Source organism: Micromonospora sp. NPDC053740, assembly GCF_040677775.1.
Taxonomy (GTDB): Bacteria; Actinomycetota; Actinomycetes; order Mycobacteriales; family Micromonosporaceae; genus Micromonospora; species Micromonospora alfalfae.
The window spans coordinates 214,764-228,096 of the sequence record NZ_JBFASO010000003.1; the positions used below are offsets into that span (position 1 = coordinate 214,764).

Genomic DNA, 13,333 nt, shown 5'->3' on the forward strand with positions numbered 1-13,333 from the left:
GCGATGAGTAGCCTCACCTGTCCCAAGTGTCACGGAGAAATGCGCCAGTACGAGCGCAGCGGCGTCGTCATCGACCAGTGCGGGGAGTGCCGAGGCATCTTCCTGGACCGCGGCGAGCTGGAGAAGCTGTTCGAGGCGGAGGCCAACTGGAGCCGCCAACAGACCGGCGGCGCGCCAGGGCAGCCCGCGCAGCAGCCGGCCGGCTACCCGCCCCCGCCGCCCCCGCCACACCAGCCCGGTTACGGCGCCGTCCCGCCGCCGCCCCCGCCCGCCCACGGCTACCCGCCGCAGCCGGCCTACGGCCACCAGCAGCAGCACCACGGCTACCACGGTCACTACCGGCAGAAGAAGCGCAAGGGCTTCCTCGACGAGATGTTCGGCTGATCCAGGCCGACCTCCCGCCCGGGTCGATCACGCGTCGGCCCGGGCACACCATCCGGGCCATTGATCGTTGGCGGGCGCGATGCTTCATGCGAGGCTGAATCGCATGACCGCGATCCAACCGGACGAGGCGCTGGCCCAGGCGTACGACGGCATCACCGCGGTGGTCGGTCGCCTGGACGATGCCGGCCTGCAACGAGCCACCCGCTGCCGGGGCTGGCTCATCGCCGACCTGCTCCTGCACGTGCTCGGCGACGCCCAGCGGGCACTCGTCGCACTGGCCAGCCCCGTCGACGGTCCCGCCGACGTCGACGACGTGAGCTACTGGCGTGACTTTCCCGGCAGCGACGACAAGGCCGCCCGGCACGCCTGGTGGGTCCGCCGATCGGCTGCCGCCTTCGACCGCCCGACCGGGATCGTCGCGCTCTGGCTGGACACCGCCCCGGCGGCGGTCCGCGCCGCCGCGTCAGCCAACCCCGAGGGGTACGTGACCACCCAGGGACACGTGCTACGCGTGCCGGACTTCCTCGCCACCCTGACCACCGAGGCCGCGGTCCACCACCTGGACCTGACGCTGGAACTGCCCGACGCGCCGCCGCCCGGCCCACTGGCGGTACGCGTCGCGGTGGCGACAATGGACGGCCTGCTCAGCGACGACACCGTTCGACCCAGCGCCTGGGACGACAACGACTTCCTGCTGAAGGCCACCGGGCGCGTACCGCTGACCGACCGGGACCGGCTGGAACTGGGTGAGTCGGCGGGCTGGTTCCCACTGCTCGGCTGACCGGCGACGGGTTGCCGCGTCGGTCAGCCGATGGCCATGTCGACGAAGCGGGACAGGTGCAGCTGGGCCGCGACGGTCACGGTGTCGGTGGGTCCATTTCGATGCTTGGCAACAATAAAATCCGCCTCCCCGGCCCGCGGCGACTCCTTGTCGTAGTAGTCGTCGCGATGCAGAAGGATGACAACGTCGGCATCTTGCTCAATTGAGCCTGATTCACGCAGATCGGACAGCTGAGGTCTCTTGTCGGTGCGCTGCTCGGGGCCACGGTTCAGCTGGCTGACCGCGATCACCGGGCACTCGACCTCCTTGGCCAACAGCTTGAGGCCACGGGACAGGTCCGCGACCTCCTGCTGACGACTCTCGGTGCGCTTCGGTGAGGTCATCAGCTGGAGATAGTCGACCACGATCATCTTGAGGTCGTGCCGCTGCTTGAGCCGCCGAGCCTTGGCCCGGATCTCCATCAGGTTCATGCTCGGCGTGTCGTCGACGAAGAGCGGCGCCTCGCTGATCTCACCCATGCACCGGGCCAGCTTGGTCCAGTCGTCGTCGGAGAGCTGACCGCTGCGCAGCACGTGCAGTGGCACCCGCGCCTCGGCGGAGAGCAGCCGCATGACGATCTCGACCTTGCTCATTTCCAGCGAGAAGATGGCTGCCGCCTGATTGGCACGAATAGCGGCATTTCTGGCAAAGTCCATGCTAGCCGTGCTGTTGTGGGTAGGGATCATCGCCCGACTGGCCAGGTACAGGTGTTCGTCGTTGTCGACTGTCACGCACCGCACAGGAACGCTGGGGACCGGCCGAACATCGACGATGAACCGCGAGGTGGTTCGAACGTCGGAGGTGGTGCGGCGGCGTTCGGCGTGCGCATCCTGTTTCCGCCTGAGCCGGAAGATGACATCCGGGGTGGAGAAGTTCAGCGTGTACGCGATCGACGACTCGGGGGTGCGGCCCCGCACCGGCTTCGCGTTGACCGTGCAGCGGTAGCCGAGGCTGACGACGAGTTCGCGTACGTCATCAGCCAGCCGCTTCGAAGTCGACGTGTACTGCAGGTTGCCGGAGGGGGCGACGGTCCCATCGGTGTCCATCAGCCCAGCGAGCAACGCCCTGCGCTGAGCCTCCGAGGCGCGCAGATAGACGCCCGGGATGTGCTTGTTCCCCGCTACCCCGATCTGACGCAGCAACCCAAGGAAGGAACCATTCCGGTGACGGCAGTCGGCACACTTCCTCGTCGCTGGATTCTCACGCAATGCCCTGGTGGAACCGCCACAGTCCACGCAGACACCGTTCCCCGGAGCGGCGGAAGTGGGCTGCGGAAGAATGGTGTAGACCATCGGCCCGCTGGGCCGCACGACGAAGCCGTCCGCCTCGACGTGCGCGACCATCTCCGGATCTGCCGTGGTGAAGCGGCTGGCGCCGCTGTGCCCGTCACCGAGCCATGTTCCCAAGGTGTAGGGCGGAACCAGCAGCTCACGGTCCGGGAGTTGGATGGGAGCGCAATTCCGTACGGCATGGTTGAGCCGTCGCTGGGCGGTGCCAGTACGTAGCGTGGCCGCGATCTGGGCGGTGGTGACAACGCCGTCGTGGTCGGCCCGGCTGCCGGCATTGACCTCCCGCTCGGCTCGTTGAAGAAGCGTGCCCAGAAGCGGACCGGCGGGGTAGCCCGGTGCAGTCCAGTTCTGTGGCTTGCCGTTGCGGACAATGGGACGGCTGATCCGGCCAACCGACCCGACCTCACGGGCGACGGTGTGCAGGACATGCCGGAACTCCGGCCCAACCTGCTCAATCGTGTCGAAGAGCGTGATCGGCTGGTTCCCCAGCGAGCTCAGCCGCTGATGTGCCGCACGCACGTTGGCCAGCGACGATTCGGGCCAGTGCCGCCTCTGCCGCGCCGGTTCCTGCCGCCGGGCCGCCCGCGTGGTCGTCTTCCACAGGTGCTCCGCGTCCGCCACGATGACGGTGCCGTCCGAGAACTCGACCTCGTAGCAGGGGCGGTCGCGCATCACGTCGAAGGCGTGTGTGACAAGGGTCGGAGAGCCGTCCGCGGCCAGTAGCCGATCGCCCGCCTTGACCTCGCCCATCGTGGTCCAGCCATCCGGGGTCGGCAGTGGGGTGTCGAGCGCGAGCGCCTTGCCCAAACCCGGCCTGCCGGCCACGATGATCAACTGCCCGGCGTGCAGGCCGTTGAGCAGTCGGTCCAGGTCGCTGAAGCCGGTCGGCACGCCGGTCATCATGCCGCCGGTGGCCCCCACCGCCTCGATCTCGTCCAGGGTCGGCTGCAACATGTCGGCCAGGATCGCGAAGTCCTCGCTGACCCGCCGCTCGGTGACGTCGTACACGGCCTGCTGGGCGAGGTCGACGACGTCGTCCACGTCGCGGCTGCCGCCGCTGGCGGTGCCGTAGCCCAGCTGCACGATCTTCGTGCCGGCCTCGACCAGTCGGCGCAGCACGGCCCGCTCGCTGACGATGCGGGCGTAGTACGCCGCGTTGGCGGCGGTGGGCACGCTGGCGATGAGCGTGTGCAGGTACGGCGCGCCACCGATGCGTACCAGGTCCCCGGAGTCGGCGAGCGCCGCCGCGACAGTGATCGAGTCGGCCGGCTCACCCCGGCCGTAGATGTCGAGGATGATGTCGAAGATGGTGGCGTGCACCGGCCGGTAGAAGTCGTTGGTCTTGAGGATCTCGACGACGTCGGCGATGGCGTCCTTGGAGAGCAGCATGCCGCCGAGGACGCACTGCTCGGCCGCGACGTCCTGGGGCGGGGTCTTGTCGAACTGGCCGTCGCGCTGCGCGGGTGGCTGGCCTCCGCCGGAGCGTGGCTCTGCCCGCATGTCGTCGGTGACCGACACGGGTCCCCCCTCCACTGCACCGGTTCCAACCCCAGCTCTATCGCTGGGGTACGACACTTCTCCTCCGACCGGGCCGGTCGATCGGGGGCCATCGCCGGCGGTCGAGGGCCAACCATACGGACCCCGAGGTCAGACACTCAACAACGCCGGTGGACGAGCCTCGGGACAACCTGTGGATCCCGGTGGACAGCATGTGCGCAGCGTGTGCACAGCCTGTGGATAACCATTGGGGAATTCTCGGCCATAAGTCGTTGACCTGCGAAGACATGCTCCCCAGCCTGTGGAGGAGAATATTTCGGTCGGGCCTGTGACACGATCGTCCCGTACTATCTCCAGCGAACGGCTACACCTGGACAGCGGATTCCGCTTTCGGTTCAGAAGGGTCACACTCCGGCCGTGAATTACCGGGACTGGGGACGCGGCGATGGCAGCCCGCGCGAGCGCCAGCCAACCGCCTCGTGGGGTGACCGCGCGGCGTCTGTTCCGGTTGATCCCTACGACGAGGACGGGCGCTACCGCACCTCGAGCCGGCGGCGTGCCCTGGACCGCGGCCAGGACGAGCCTGTCGACGCCTACCTGCCCCGGTGGGCGCTGGAGTCAGGGGTCCGGCACGCGGACGGCGGTGGCCGGCACGCGGCACCGGACGACGACGAGGACGAGCCCGAGCGGCCGGTCTCGGGGGCAGGCCGACGGTCTGCCGAGTCGTCGAGTGGTCGGCGGCGCGGCAGCGAGCCGCGCCGACGGGAGCAGGCAGCGATCGGCCCGGCGCCAGACTCGGACCACACCCGCGAGTGGACGCTCGACCGGCCGCAGGACCAGGGGTACGCCGGCCGTCGACGCGCCGACGCCGGGGAGGACGAGCCGGTCTCTGGCTCTGTTTCGGACCGGCGGCCCCGCCGCGCGCCCGTTGGCCGTCCGCAGGTGATCTGGTCGGGCGGCGAGCCCGAGTCAACTCCTGGCGAGCAGGTGCCGGAGCAGGAGCCGAGCCGTCCCAGCCGGCGTAGCCGCCGTGCGGCGGAGGAGTCCTGGTCCCGTCCGGCGGCCGACCCGTGGGCCCGCGGATCGGACCAGGCGGTGGAGCCCGAACCGTCGTACCCGCCTGCTGTGGACCCGTGGGACGCCTCTGGCGTGCACGCGTGGCCGCCGACGGCCGGCGCGGACGGCGGGGATCTGAGCGGGCAGTGGTCGGCGGTGGAGAGCGTCGGTGGCTGGGAACGGTCGGACCGCACCGGCCAGTGGGAGCGGTCCGCGATCGAGGACGACCAGTGGGACCGTACGCTGGCGCCGCGCTCCGATCGCTCGGTGGCGGCCGAGGGATGGCCGAGTCGGGAAGACGGGTTCTGGTCCGGCACTCGGTTGGCTGATGACGACCCGCGTTGGATGGATCCGACGACGTCGGCGCCGCGGTCTCCGGTGGTGGGATACACCGCCCCACGGCCGCGCAGCGCTCCTGCGCCGCGTACTGGCGCGCCGCGTGCGGGTACGCCGCGGCGTCGGGCGGAGGGGCCGGCGGTGGGAACGGCGTCGGTACGTCGGCGGGTCGAGTCGGCGGCCACGGGTGCCTGGGCGAGGCGTCTGGAGGACGACCTGCTGGATCCGGATCCGGGTGGGTCCGTCCGGCCTCTGCTGTACACGGCGGCCTGTTACCTGGTGCCGGCGATGCTGATCTTCGTTTGGCTGTTGACGTTGGACAGCCAGGCGCCGGCTGGTTGTGTGACCGACATCAGCGGTGGCGGGTGTGAGTCCGCCCGGTCGCGCGCGCTGGAGTCACTGGTGGCCGGTTCGCCGCGCTTCGGTTTGGCTCTGGTGAGCAGTTTGGTGGTGGCGGCGCTACTGCGGCGGGTGGGTACGACGTGGCGCTCGGCGACCATCGCTGTTGCCGCCGCGGTGGTGGGCGGTGGCCTCTCCACTGTGCTGATCAGCGCGGTGACGGGCCAGCCCATCGGGTGACCGCGGTTTTGTCGCGGTCGGGGGGCAGCTTCACCGAGGGTGTGGACGACGCGTACCCGTCGGCGGGCCCGGGCGGTGCCGGGTCGGACCACGTACGCACGAGGGCCCGCACCGATCGCTCGGTGCGGGCCCTCGTGGTGGTGTTGCGGACGTCAGCCCTGAACGACGTTCAGGTTGAACGACGCTGTCACCTCGGGGTGCAGCTTGATCTTCACCGGGTAGGCGCCGATCGACTTGATGTGACCGGGCACCTCCAGCCGGCGACGATCGAGGACCGGGCCGCTGGCGGCCTTGACGGCGTCGACGATCTCGGCCGGAGTGACCGAGCCGAAGAGCCGTCCGCCGTCGCCGGCGCGGACCTTCAGGTTGACCTTGAGACCCTCGAGCTGAGCCTTGACCTCGTTGGCGTGGTCGAGGTCGCGGATCTCGCGGGCCCCACGGGCCCGCTTGATGACCGTGACCTGCTTTTCCGCGCCCTTGGTCCAGACGATCGCGAAGCCCTGCGGCAGCAGGTAGTTACGGCCGTAGCCGTTCTTGACCTCGACGATGTCGCCCGGGGCACCGAGGCCGGACACTTCCTGAGTCAGGATGATCTTCATATCGGTGCCTCCTCTCAGCGGGTGGTGGCCGTGTACGGCAGGAGCGCCATCTCACGGGCGTTCTTGACCGCACGGGCGATCTGCCGCTGCTGCTGCGAGGTCACGCCGGTCACCCGACGAGCGCGGATCTTGCCGCGATCGGAGATGAACTTGCGCAGCAGCGCGGTGTCCTTGTAATCGATGTAGGCGATCCCGTCCTTGTCGAGCGGGTTCACCTTCTTCTTCGGCTTGCGCAGTGCCGCAGCCTTGGCCGTTGCACGTGCTCCTGGTTTGCGATCGCGAGCGCTAGGCGCCATTAGAACGGTGGCTCCTCGTCAAAATTGGCGCCCGAACCGGCACGCGCGGGAGAGGGTGCAGCTGAAGCCCAGGGGTCGTCGAAGTTTCCTCCGCCGCCACCCTGGTTGCCACCGCCACCGCCGCCACCGAAGCCGCCGCCACCGCCGCCGGAGCGGGACATCTTCTGCACCTTCGCCGTGGCGTAGCGCAGCGACGGGCCGATCTCGTCGACCTCAAGCTCGATGACAGTGCGCTTCTCACCCTCGCGGGTCTCGTACGACCGCTGACGCAGCCGGCCCGACACGATCACCCGGGCGCCACGCTGCAGCGACTCGGCGACGTGCTCGGCGGCCTGCCGCCACACGGTGCATGCGAGGAACAGCGGCTCGCCGTCCTTCCATTCGTTCGACGCCTTGTCCATGAAACGCGGCGTCGAAGCGACTCGGAACTTGGCGACCGCAGCCCCGGAGGGGGTGAACCGCAACTCGGGGTCATCGGTCAGATTGCCGATGACCGTGATGGTGGTGTCTCCTGCCATGACCATCTCCTCGCGCACTCAGCGTCTCGTCGTACAGGCTCGCAGAGCCGTACGACAGAGTCGCGGAGGCTGATCCGGACGAACCGGGGTTGGATGCTCTAGCGCATTTCCGGTCGGATGACCTTGGTGCGCAGCACGGACTCGTTGAGCCGGAGCTGACGGTCCAGCTCGGCCACCGCAGCAGGCGTAGCCTGCAGGTCGATGACGGCGTAGATGCCTTCGGCCTTTTTGTTGATCTCGTACGCGAGGCGCCTGCGGCCCCACACGTCGGTCTTCTCAACCGAGCCACCCGCGGTCCGAATCACGTTCAGGTACGTGTCGAGCGACGGTGCGACGGTGCGCTCCTCGAGGCTGGAGTCGAGGATGACCATTAGTTCGTAGTGACGCAAGACGTGCTCACCTCCTGTGGGCTAAGCGGCCACGGTCCTTCCGTGGCAGGAGGTCTTGTGTCGCTGCCCGCACGCGCCGAGGGAACCCGGCCGGACGCGGACAACCTGACCAGGATACCCGGTCCCAACGATCATGCCCGGGGTGGTCGGGTCCGCGCCCGGACGTGCCGACGGGGGCCCACCGTCCGACCGTCAACTGGTCGGTGGTGGGCCCCCGTCTACGAGGCCGCGGGGCGTCCGGTCCGCATTCCTTGGGTGGGACCTGGGGAGGAACGACCACACCGATGAGGTTGGACCGAAGACGCCCCGCGGAGCTTTATCGTGTTGTTATCTGACGATACAACAGCACTCGTACCTTGTCGGGGGGAAAAGCACAATTTTCCGAGATTCGTGGTCGCTCGGTATCCGTGTGCGATGGGGTCGCCCCCGCTGCGCCGGGCCGCGCCGCGGGGGTGACCTCGCTGTCGGCCGTCGACCGCCGGTCGCCGTGTGCGACGCTCGCGCCGCTGGCGGCACCGGGATGCTGATCGCCGGTTCACACCCATCAACGACCGTCGGTCCCTCCGGTGACGCGACACCGCCCCGGCCGTCGCTCCGCCGGTCGGGGGCTCGACGTAGGCTCGCTCGCATGCGTATCGGAGCCCACGTCGACTCGACCGACCCGCTGGCGGAGGCGGCCGCCCGGTCCGCCGAGACCGTGCAGTTCTTCCTCGCCGACCCACAGGGTTGGAAGGCGCCCAAGCCTCGCGAAGATGCCCAGCGGCTGCGCGAGGCCGAGGTCGACCTCTACGTGCACGCGCCCTACGTCATCAACGTGGCCACGCTCAACAACCGCATCCGGATCCCGAGCCGCAAGCTCCTGCTCGGGCACGCCAACGCCGCCGCCGCCATCGGCGCCAAGGGCCTGATCGTCCACGGTGGGCACGTCAACGCCGGCGACGACCTGGCCGTCGGCTTCGACAACTGGCGCAAGACCTTCGCGTACGCGGCGGACTCCGGCGGCTTCGGCGTACCGGTCCTGATCGAGAACACCGCTGGCGGCGACAACGCCTGTGCCCGACGGCTGGACGCGCTCGCCCGACTCTGGGACGCCATCGGTGACTACGAGGTCGGCTTCTGCCTGGACACCTGCCACGCACACGCGGGCGGCGAGGAACTGCTCGGCGTGGTCGACCGGGTCAAGGCGATCACCGGGCGGATCGACCTGGTGCACGCCAACAACTCCAAGGGCGCCTTCAACTCCGGCCAGGACCGTCACGACAACCTGGACGGCGGGACGATCGACCCGGAACTGGTGGTGGCGGTGATCCGGGCGGCCGGCGCGCCGGTGGTCGTCGAGACACCGGGCGGTGTGACCGGCCAGGCCGCCGACATCGACTTTCTGCGTGAACAGCTCGGAGCGGAGAGCTCGGCGGCATGACGAGCGGACAGCCCGGGACCGGCAACGCCCGGCCCACCTCCACCGGCGCGGCCGCCGAGAGTCAACCCGCCACCACGGCCGCAGCCGGCACCCCCACCCAACCGGCTCGGACCTCCGACAAGGCCCCCGCCGGGACCACGGCTACCCAGCCGCCAACTGGCGACGGCGCAGCGACCGGAACCACCCCGGACGGCGATCCCAAGGCCGACCCCACGACGAGCGGTCCCGCCAGGGACGCGACGCGCCCCGGCGACAGGCAGGACGCCGCGGCCATGCAGAGCACCACGACCAAGCGGAACGCCACGACCAAGCGGAACGCCACGGCCGAGCAGGTTGCCGCCGAGGGCGGCACCGCGGTCAGCGCCAGCACTGCCGAGGGCACCGGCGCATCCAAGGACAGCGACCTGGCCAAGGACAGCGGCACTGTGGATGGCGCGACCAAGGACAGCGGCGCGACCAAGGACAGCGGCGCGACCAAGGACAGCGGCGCGACCAAGGACAGCAAAACGGCCAAGGACAGCAAAGCGGCCGACGACAGCGACCCGGCCAAGGGCGCGAAGGCGGACGGCGCCGACGGTACGGACAAGGCTGACAGCGAGGCGAAGCCGGCCGGCCCGGAGCGTTGGGAGGCGTTCGCCTCCGCCCCGGAGCCACGGCCCTCCATCTTCAGTCGGGCGGGCCGGGCGGTCGGGCGGTTCCTGATCCACGAGTGGACCCTGGCCGCCCTCGGCGCGTTGGCACTGGCCGTGTTGATGACCTGGCCGACGCTGCGCTATCCGCGCTACACCCTTCCGCAGGACTACTGGGACCCGAGCCTGCAAGCCTGGCAGATGGCCTGGTCCGGGCACATCCTGCTGGCGGAGCCGGCGCGGCTGTGGCAGTCGAACACGTTCTTCCCCGAGCTGTGGAGCTTCGCGTTCTCCGACACGCTGCTCGGGTACGCCCCGGCCGGGATGCTCGGCAGCGGTCCCGAGGACGCCGTGCTGCGCTACAACATCATGTTCGTGCTGGCGCACGCGCTCGCCACGCTCGGGGCGTACGCGCTGGCCCGACAGCTCGGGGCCGGCCGGATCGGTGCGGCGGTCGCGGGCGTGAGCTACACCTACGCGCCGTGGCTGCTGGCCCAGGCCGGGCACCTGCACGTGCTCTCCAACGGGGGCATTCCGCTGGCGCTGGCGATGTTGGCGCGCGGGCACGGGTGGTCGCTGCGTCACGGCTACCGGCCGGAGCGCCGGCATGACGGATGGGTCTACGCGGGTTGGCTGGTGGCGGCCTGGCAACTCAGCCTCGGCTTCGGCATCGGGCTGCCATTCGCGTACTTCCTGGCCGGCGCGGTGCTGGTCACTGCCGTCCTGTTCTTCGCACGGCGGCTGCGCACCGGGCAGGCCGTGCCGTTCGGTCGCCGGTTGTTCGCCGCCGACGTGCTCGGCGGGGTGTTGTTCGCCGGTGTCGGTCTGCTGATGGCGTTCCCGTTCTTCAAGGTGACCGAGCTGCACCCGTACGCCGAGCGCACCATCGGCGACATCAGCCTCTTCTCGCCGCCGGCGTCGGGCTTCGTGACGGCGCCCGGGGAGTCGCGGATCTGGGGTGGGCTGCACGAGGGTGCCCGGGAAGCGCTGCCGTGGCACCCGGAGATGACCCTGCTGCCGGGCTTCGTGCTCTACGCGCTCGCCGCGGGCGGGTTGCTCTTCTCGGTGTGGCGGCTGCGGCACCGACTGCTGCTGCTCGCCGGGGTGCTGGTGACCATGGCCTTCGCGATGGGCACCCGCTTCTTCGACGGGACCTTCACCTACGTGCCCCTCTTCGAGCATCTGCCGGGCTGGAGTGCGCTGCGTACCCCCGGACGGTTGATGCTCTGGACCACGTTGTTGCTCGGCCTGCTCGCGGCGGGCGCGGTCACCGCCCTCACCGACCGGGTCCGCGAGCTGACGGCGCAACGAATCCCGTCGTGGCCGGGGCCGTGGCTGCGGACGGCCACCCTGCTGCCGTTGCTGCTGGTCACCGTCGAGGGCCTGAACACCACGCCACATCCGGTGGTGCCGACCCAGCCGGCGGCGATGCGTTCGGCGGAGGGGCCGATGCTGGTGCTGCCCAGCAGTCAGAGCCTGGACCAGCACGTGATGCTCTGGTCGACCAGCGGGTTCCCCGACGTCGTCAACGGCGGTAGCGGCTTCACGCCGCGCCAGCTCGACGACGTCCGTCGGGTGAGCCAGTCGTTCCCGGACCAGACCAGCATCGACTACCTGCGCACGCTCGGCGTCCGCACCGTGGTGCTGCTGCGCGGCCAGGTGACCGGCACGCCCTGGGAGATCACCATCGACGCGCCGGTCGAGTCGCTCGGCATCAGCCGGCAGGAGGTCGGAGACGCCGTGGTGTTCCGCCTCTGAAGCTCTGGCGGCTCGTCGCGACTGCTCGCTGAGGCGGGTTTCGGGGGAGCCCACCCGGCTCCGGCGGTCAGGCTTGATCCCTGCGCCGGGCGGGCTCCCCCGAAAACCCTGCTGGTCCAGGCCGCGGTCGGCCTTGGGTCAGGTGGTTGCGACGGGCTCGGGTTGGGATTCGCTGGTTGTCTCTCTGCGGCGCCAGCGGTCTATCCAGGGGGCGTCCGGGGCGCCGTCGAGGACGCCACCGTCCGGGTCGTCCGGGTAGGTGGCCCGCACCGCGTCCTGCTCGGGGTGCAGGATCTCCTTGACGACGAACACGCAGAGCACCACCACAGTGGCCAGTCGCAGCGTCGAGGCCAGCACGAACACCCCCTCCGGGAAGACCGGCTTGCTGGTTGCCGCGCCGAGCAGTTCCCCGTAGAAGGCGACGAAGTAGCAGACCTCGGCGATCTGCCAGGCCAGGAACGCGCCCCACTTCGGCCGGGCCAGCACGACCAGCGGAAGCAGCCAGAGCACGAACTGCTGCGACCAGACCTTGCTGAAGATGAGGAACGCCGCCACCACCAGGAAGGCGAGCTGACCCAGCCGCGGTCGGCGCGGCGCCCGCAGCGCCAGCACGGCGATACCGAGGCAGGCCAGCCCGAACAGTGCGTACGAGACGGTGTTGAGGGTCGGGATGTTGGCGTTGAGCCACTCGAACGGGCCGAGCTTGGCGGGGTCGTTGCCGACCTTGCCGTCCAGGTAGCGCCCGATGTACCAGAGCGTGCCCCAGTCGATCGGCCGGGTGGTGTTCAGCTCGAAGAAACGGTCCCAGTTCTCCGGGTACGCGCGGGCGGCCGGCAGGTTCACCAGCACCACTGCCGCGATAGCCGTCCCGATGGCGATGAGCGCGGCACGAACCCGGTCGGCCCGTAGCGCCAGGATGAGGATCGGCCCGAGCAGGAAGAGCGGCCAGAGCTTCGCCGCGCCGGCCAACCCGAGCAGTACGCCGGCCACCGCCGGTCGTTTTCGGGCCCAGGCCAGCAGGCCGAAGGCGGCCAGCCCGATGGCGAGCAGGTCCCAGTTGACGGTGGCGGTGAGCACCAACGCCGGGGCGAGTGCGAACATCGCCGCGTCCCAGGGTCGTCGGCGGCGCAACGCCAGGATCACCGCCACAGTGGCCACCGCGAGCGCGCCCAGCACCAGCGCGTTGAGGTTGTAGAACCACTGACCCTGGTTGATGCTCGGGTCGCCGTCGCCGATGGCGTGCACCGGCAGGCCCAGCGCCCCCATGAAGTACCCGGTCAACACCGGGTACTCGACCGGGTGGTCACGGTAGGGCACCTTGCCCTCGTTGAGCCCTTCGGCGTAGTAGAGGGCAAGGACGTCGGTGTAGCAGAACCGGGTGTACTGGACGTTGTTCTGCCAGGCGCCGTCCTGGCAGGGCGATTTCTGCACCCAGTGCAGGGCGAGCGTGAGGCACGCCAACGCCAGCACGATCCGCACGGCAGTCCAGAAGCGACGCTCCCGACCGGCCGGCCGGTCCAGCGCTGTCGCGTGGTCGCCCAGCGGGCCGCCGATGACGCTGGAGATGCCGCGGACGAACCCGTCGGAGCGGGACGGGTGATCAGTGGTTCCGGCGTCGTCGATGCCGGGCGTCGACTGGGTGCTCATGAAGAGGCATCCTGCCGTACGACAGGGGTGCCCGTCCCGTCCCGGCGCGGAGTTCCCGGGCACGAAAACGCCGCCGCCGGCCGGGACAACTCGTCCGGCCGGCGGCGGCGTCGTGC

11 protein-coding genes are annotated in these 13,333 nt (G+C 69.9%); 5 read left to right on the forward strand and 6 right to left on the reverse strand.

The window, feature by feature from the left end; all coding sequences use genetic code 11:
• The first annotated feature begins 3 nt into the window (after window positions 1-3).
• Both AB0K35_RS09845 and AB0K35_RS09850 read left to right on the forward strand, forming a co-directional pair.
• Window positions 4-384, forward strand: a complete 381-nt coding sequence (locus tag AB0K35_RS09845; RefSeq protein ID WP_238670049.1) for a zf-TFIIB domain-containing protein — start codon at window positions 4-6, stop codon at window positions 382-384.
• 103 nt (window positions 385-487) lie between these two features.
• Entirely contained in the window at window positions 488-1,165 is a 678-nt protein-coding gene (locus AB0K35_RS09850; RefSeq protein ID WP_363884741.1) for a maleylpyruvate isomerase N-terminal domain-containing protein, read from the forward strand.
• 23 nt (window positions 1,166-1,188) lie between these two features.
• On the opposite strand, the gene dnaB is transcribed toward AB0K35_RS09850, so the two are convergent.
• A complete protein-coding gene (dnaB, locus tag AB0K35_RS09855) occupies window positions 1,189-4,026 on the reverse strand; it encodes a replicative DNA helicase (RefSeq protein WP_363884743.1) in 2,838 nt (945 codons plus the stop codon).
• Between the two features lie 381 nt (window positions 4,027-4,407).
• Between dnaB and AB0K35_RS09860 the strand changes: the two genes are divergently transcribed.
• Window positions 4,408-5,961: a hypothetical protein gene (locus AB0K35_RS09860; RefSeq protein WP_238670052.1), complete on the forward strand. Its 1,554-nt coding sequence runs from the start codon at window positions 4,408-4,410 to the stop codon at window positions 5,959-5,961.
• 152 nt (window positions 5,962-6,113) lie between these two features.
• Here the strand turns inward: AB0K35_RS09860 and rplI are convergent, their stop codons facing one another.
• The 4 genes from rplI to rpsF form a co-directional block, all read right to left on the reverse strand.
• Entirely contained in the window at window positions 6,114-6,560 is a 447-nt protein-coding gene (gene rplI, locus AB0K35_RS09865) for a 50S ribosomal protein L9 (protein WP_030487689.1), read from the reverse strand.
• Between the two features lie 14 nt (window positions 6,561-6,574).
• Window positions 6,575-6,856: a 30S ribosomal protein S18 gene (gene rpsR, locus AB0K35_RS09870; protein WP_051723758.1), complete on the reverse strand. Its 282-nt coding sequence runs from the start codon at window positions 6,854-6,856 to the stop codon at window positions 6,575-6,577.
• Entirely contained in the window at window positions 6,856-7,392 is a 537-nt protein-coding gene (locus tag AB0K35_RS09875) for a single-stranded DNA-binding protein (RefSeq protein WP_181518404.1), read from the reverse strand. The genes rpsR and AB0K35_RS09875 overlap by 1 nt, the downstream gene beginning before the upstream one ends.
• Before the next feature lie 80 nt (window positions 7,393-7,472).
• Window positions 7,473-7,763: a 30S ribosomal protein S6 gene (gene rpsF, locus AB0K35_RS09880; protein ID WP_036391391.1), complete on the reverse strand. Its 291-nt coding sequence runs from the start codon at window positions 7,761-7,763 to the stop codon at window positions 7,473-7,475.
• Between the two features lie 628 nt (window positions 7,764-8,391).
• Between rpsF and AB0K35_RS09885 the strand changes: the two genes are divergently transcribed.
• Entirely contained in the window at window positions 8,392-9,183 is a 792-nt protein-coding gene (locus AB0K35_RS09885; protein ID WP_363884746.1) for a deoxyribonuclease IV, read from the forward strand.
• Entirely contained in the window at window positions 9,180-11,570 is a 2,391-nt protein-coding gene (locus AB0K35_RS09890) for a hypothetical protein (protein ID WP_363884748.1), read from the forward strand. The genes AB0K35_RS09885 and AB0K35_RS09890 overlap by 4 nt, the downstream gene beginning before the upstream one ends.
• A 138-nt stretch (window positions 11,571-11,708) precedes the next feature.
• On the opposite strand, the gene AB0K35_RS09895 is transcribed toward AB0K35_RS09890, so the two are convergent.
• Window positions 11,709-13,217, reverse strand: a complete 1,509-nt coding sequence (locus tag AB0K35_RS09895; RefSeq protein WP_238669609.1) for a glycosyltransferase 87 family protein — start codon at window positions 13,215-13,217, stop codon at window positions 11,709-11,711.
• Window positions 13,218-13,333: the final 116 nt, after the last annotated feature.

Bases quoted from the DNA above. Each gene is read 5' to 3' on its own strand.
- AB0K35_RS09895 (WP_238669609.1), bottom strand. From the start codon at position 13,217: ATGAGCACCCAGTCGACGCCCGGCATCGACGACGCCGGAACCACTGAT.
- AB0K35_RS09885 (WP_363884746.1), top strand. From the start codon at position 8,392: ATGCGTATCGGAGCCCACGTCGACTCGACCGACCCGCTGGCGGAGGCG.
- AB0K35_RS09890 (WP_363884748.1), top strand. From the start codon at position 9,180: ATGACGAGCGGACAGCCCGGGACCGGCAACGCCCGGCCCACCTCCACC.
- rplI (WP_030487689.1), bottom strand. From the start codon at position 6,560: ATGAAGATCATCCTGACTCAGGAAGTGTCCGGCCTCGGTGCCCCGGGC.
- rpsR (WP_051723758.1), bottom strand. From the start codon at position 6,856: ATGGCGCCTAGCGCTCGCGATCGCAAACCAGGAGCACGTGCAACGGCC.
- AB0K35_RS09845 (WP_238670049.1), top strand. From the start codon at position 4: ATGAGTAGCCTCACCTGTCCCAAGTGTCACGGAGAAATGCGCCAGTAC.
- AB0K35_RS09850 (WP_363884741.1), top strand. From the start codon at position 488: ATGACCGCGATCCAACCGGACGAGGCGCTGGCCCAGGCGTACGACGGC.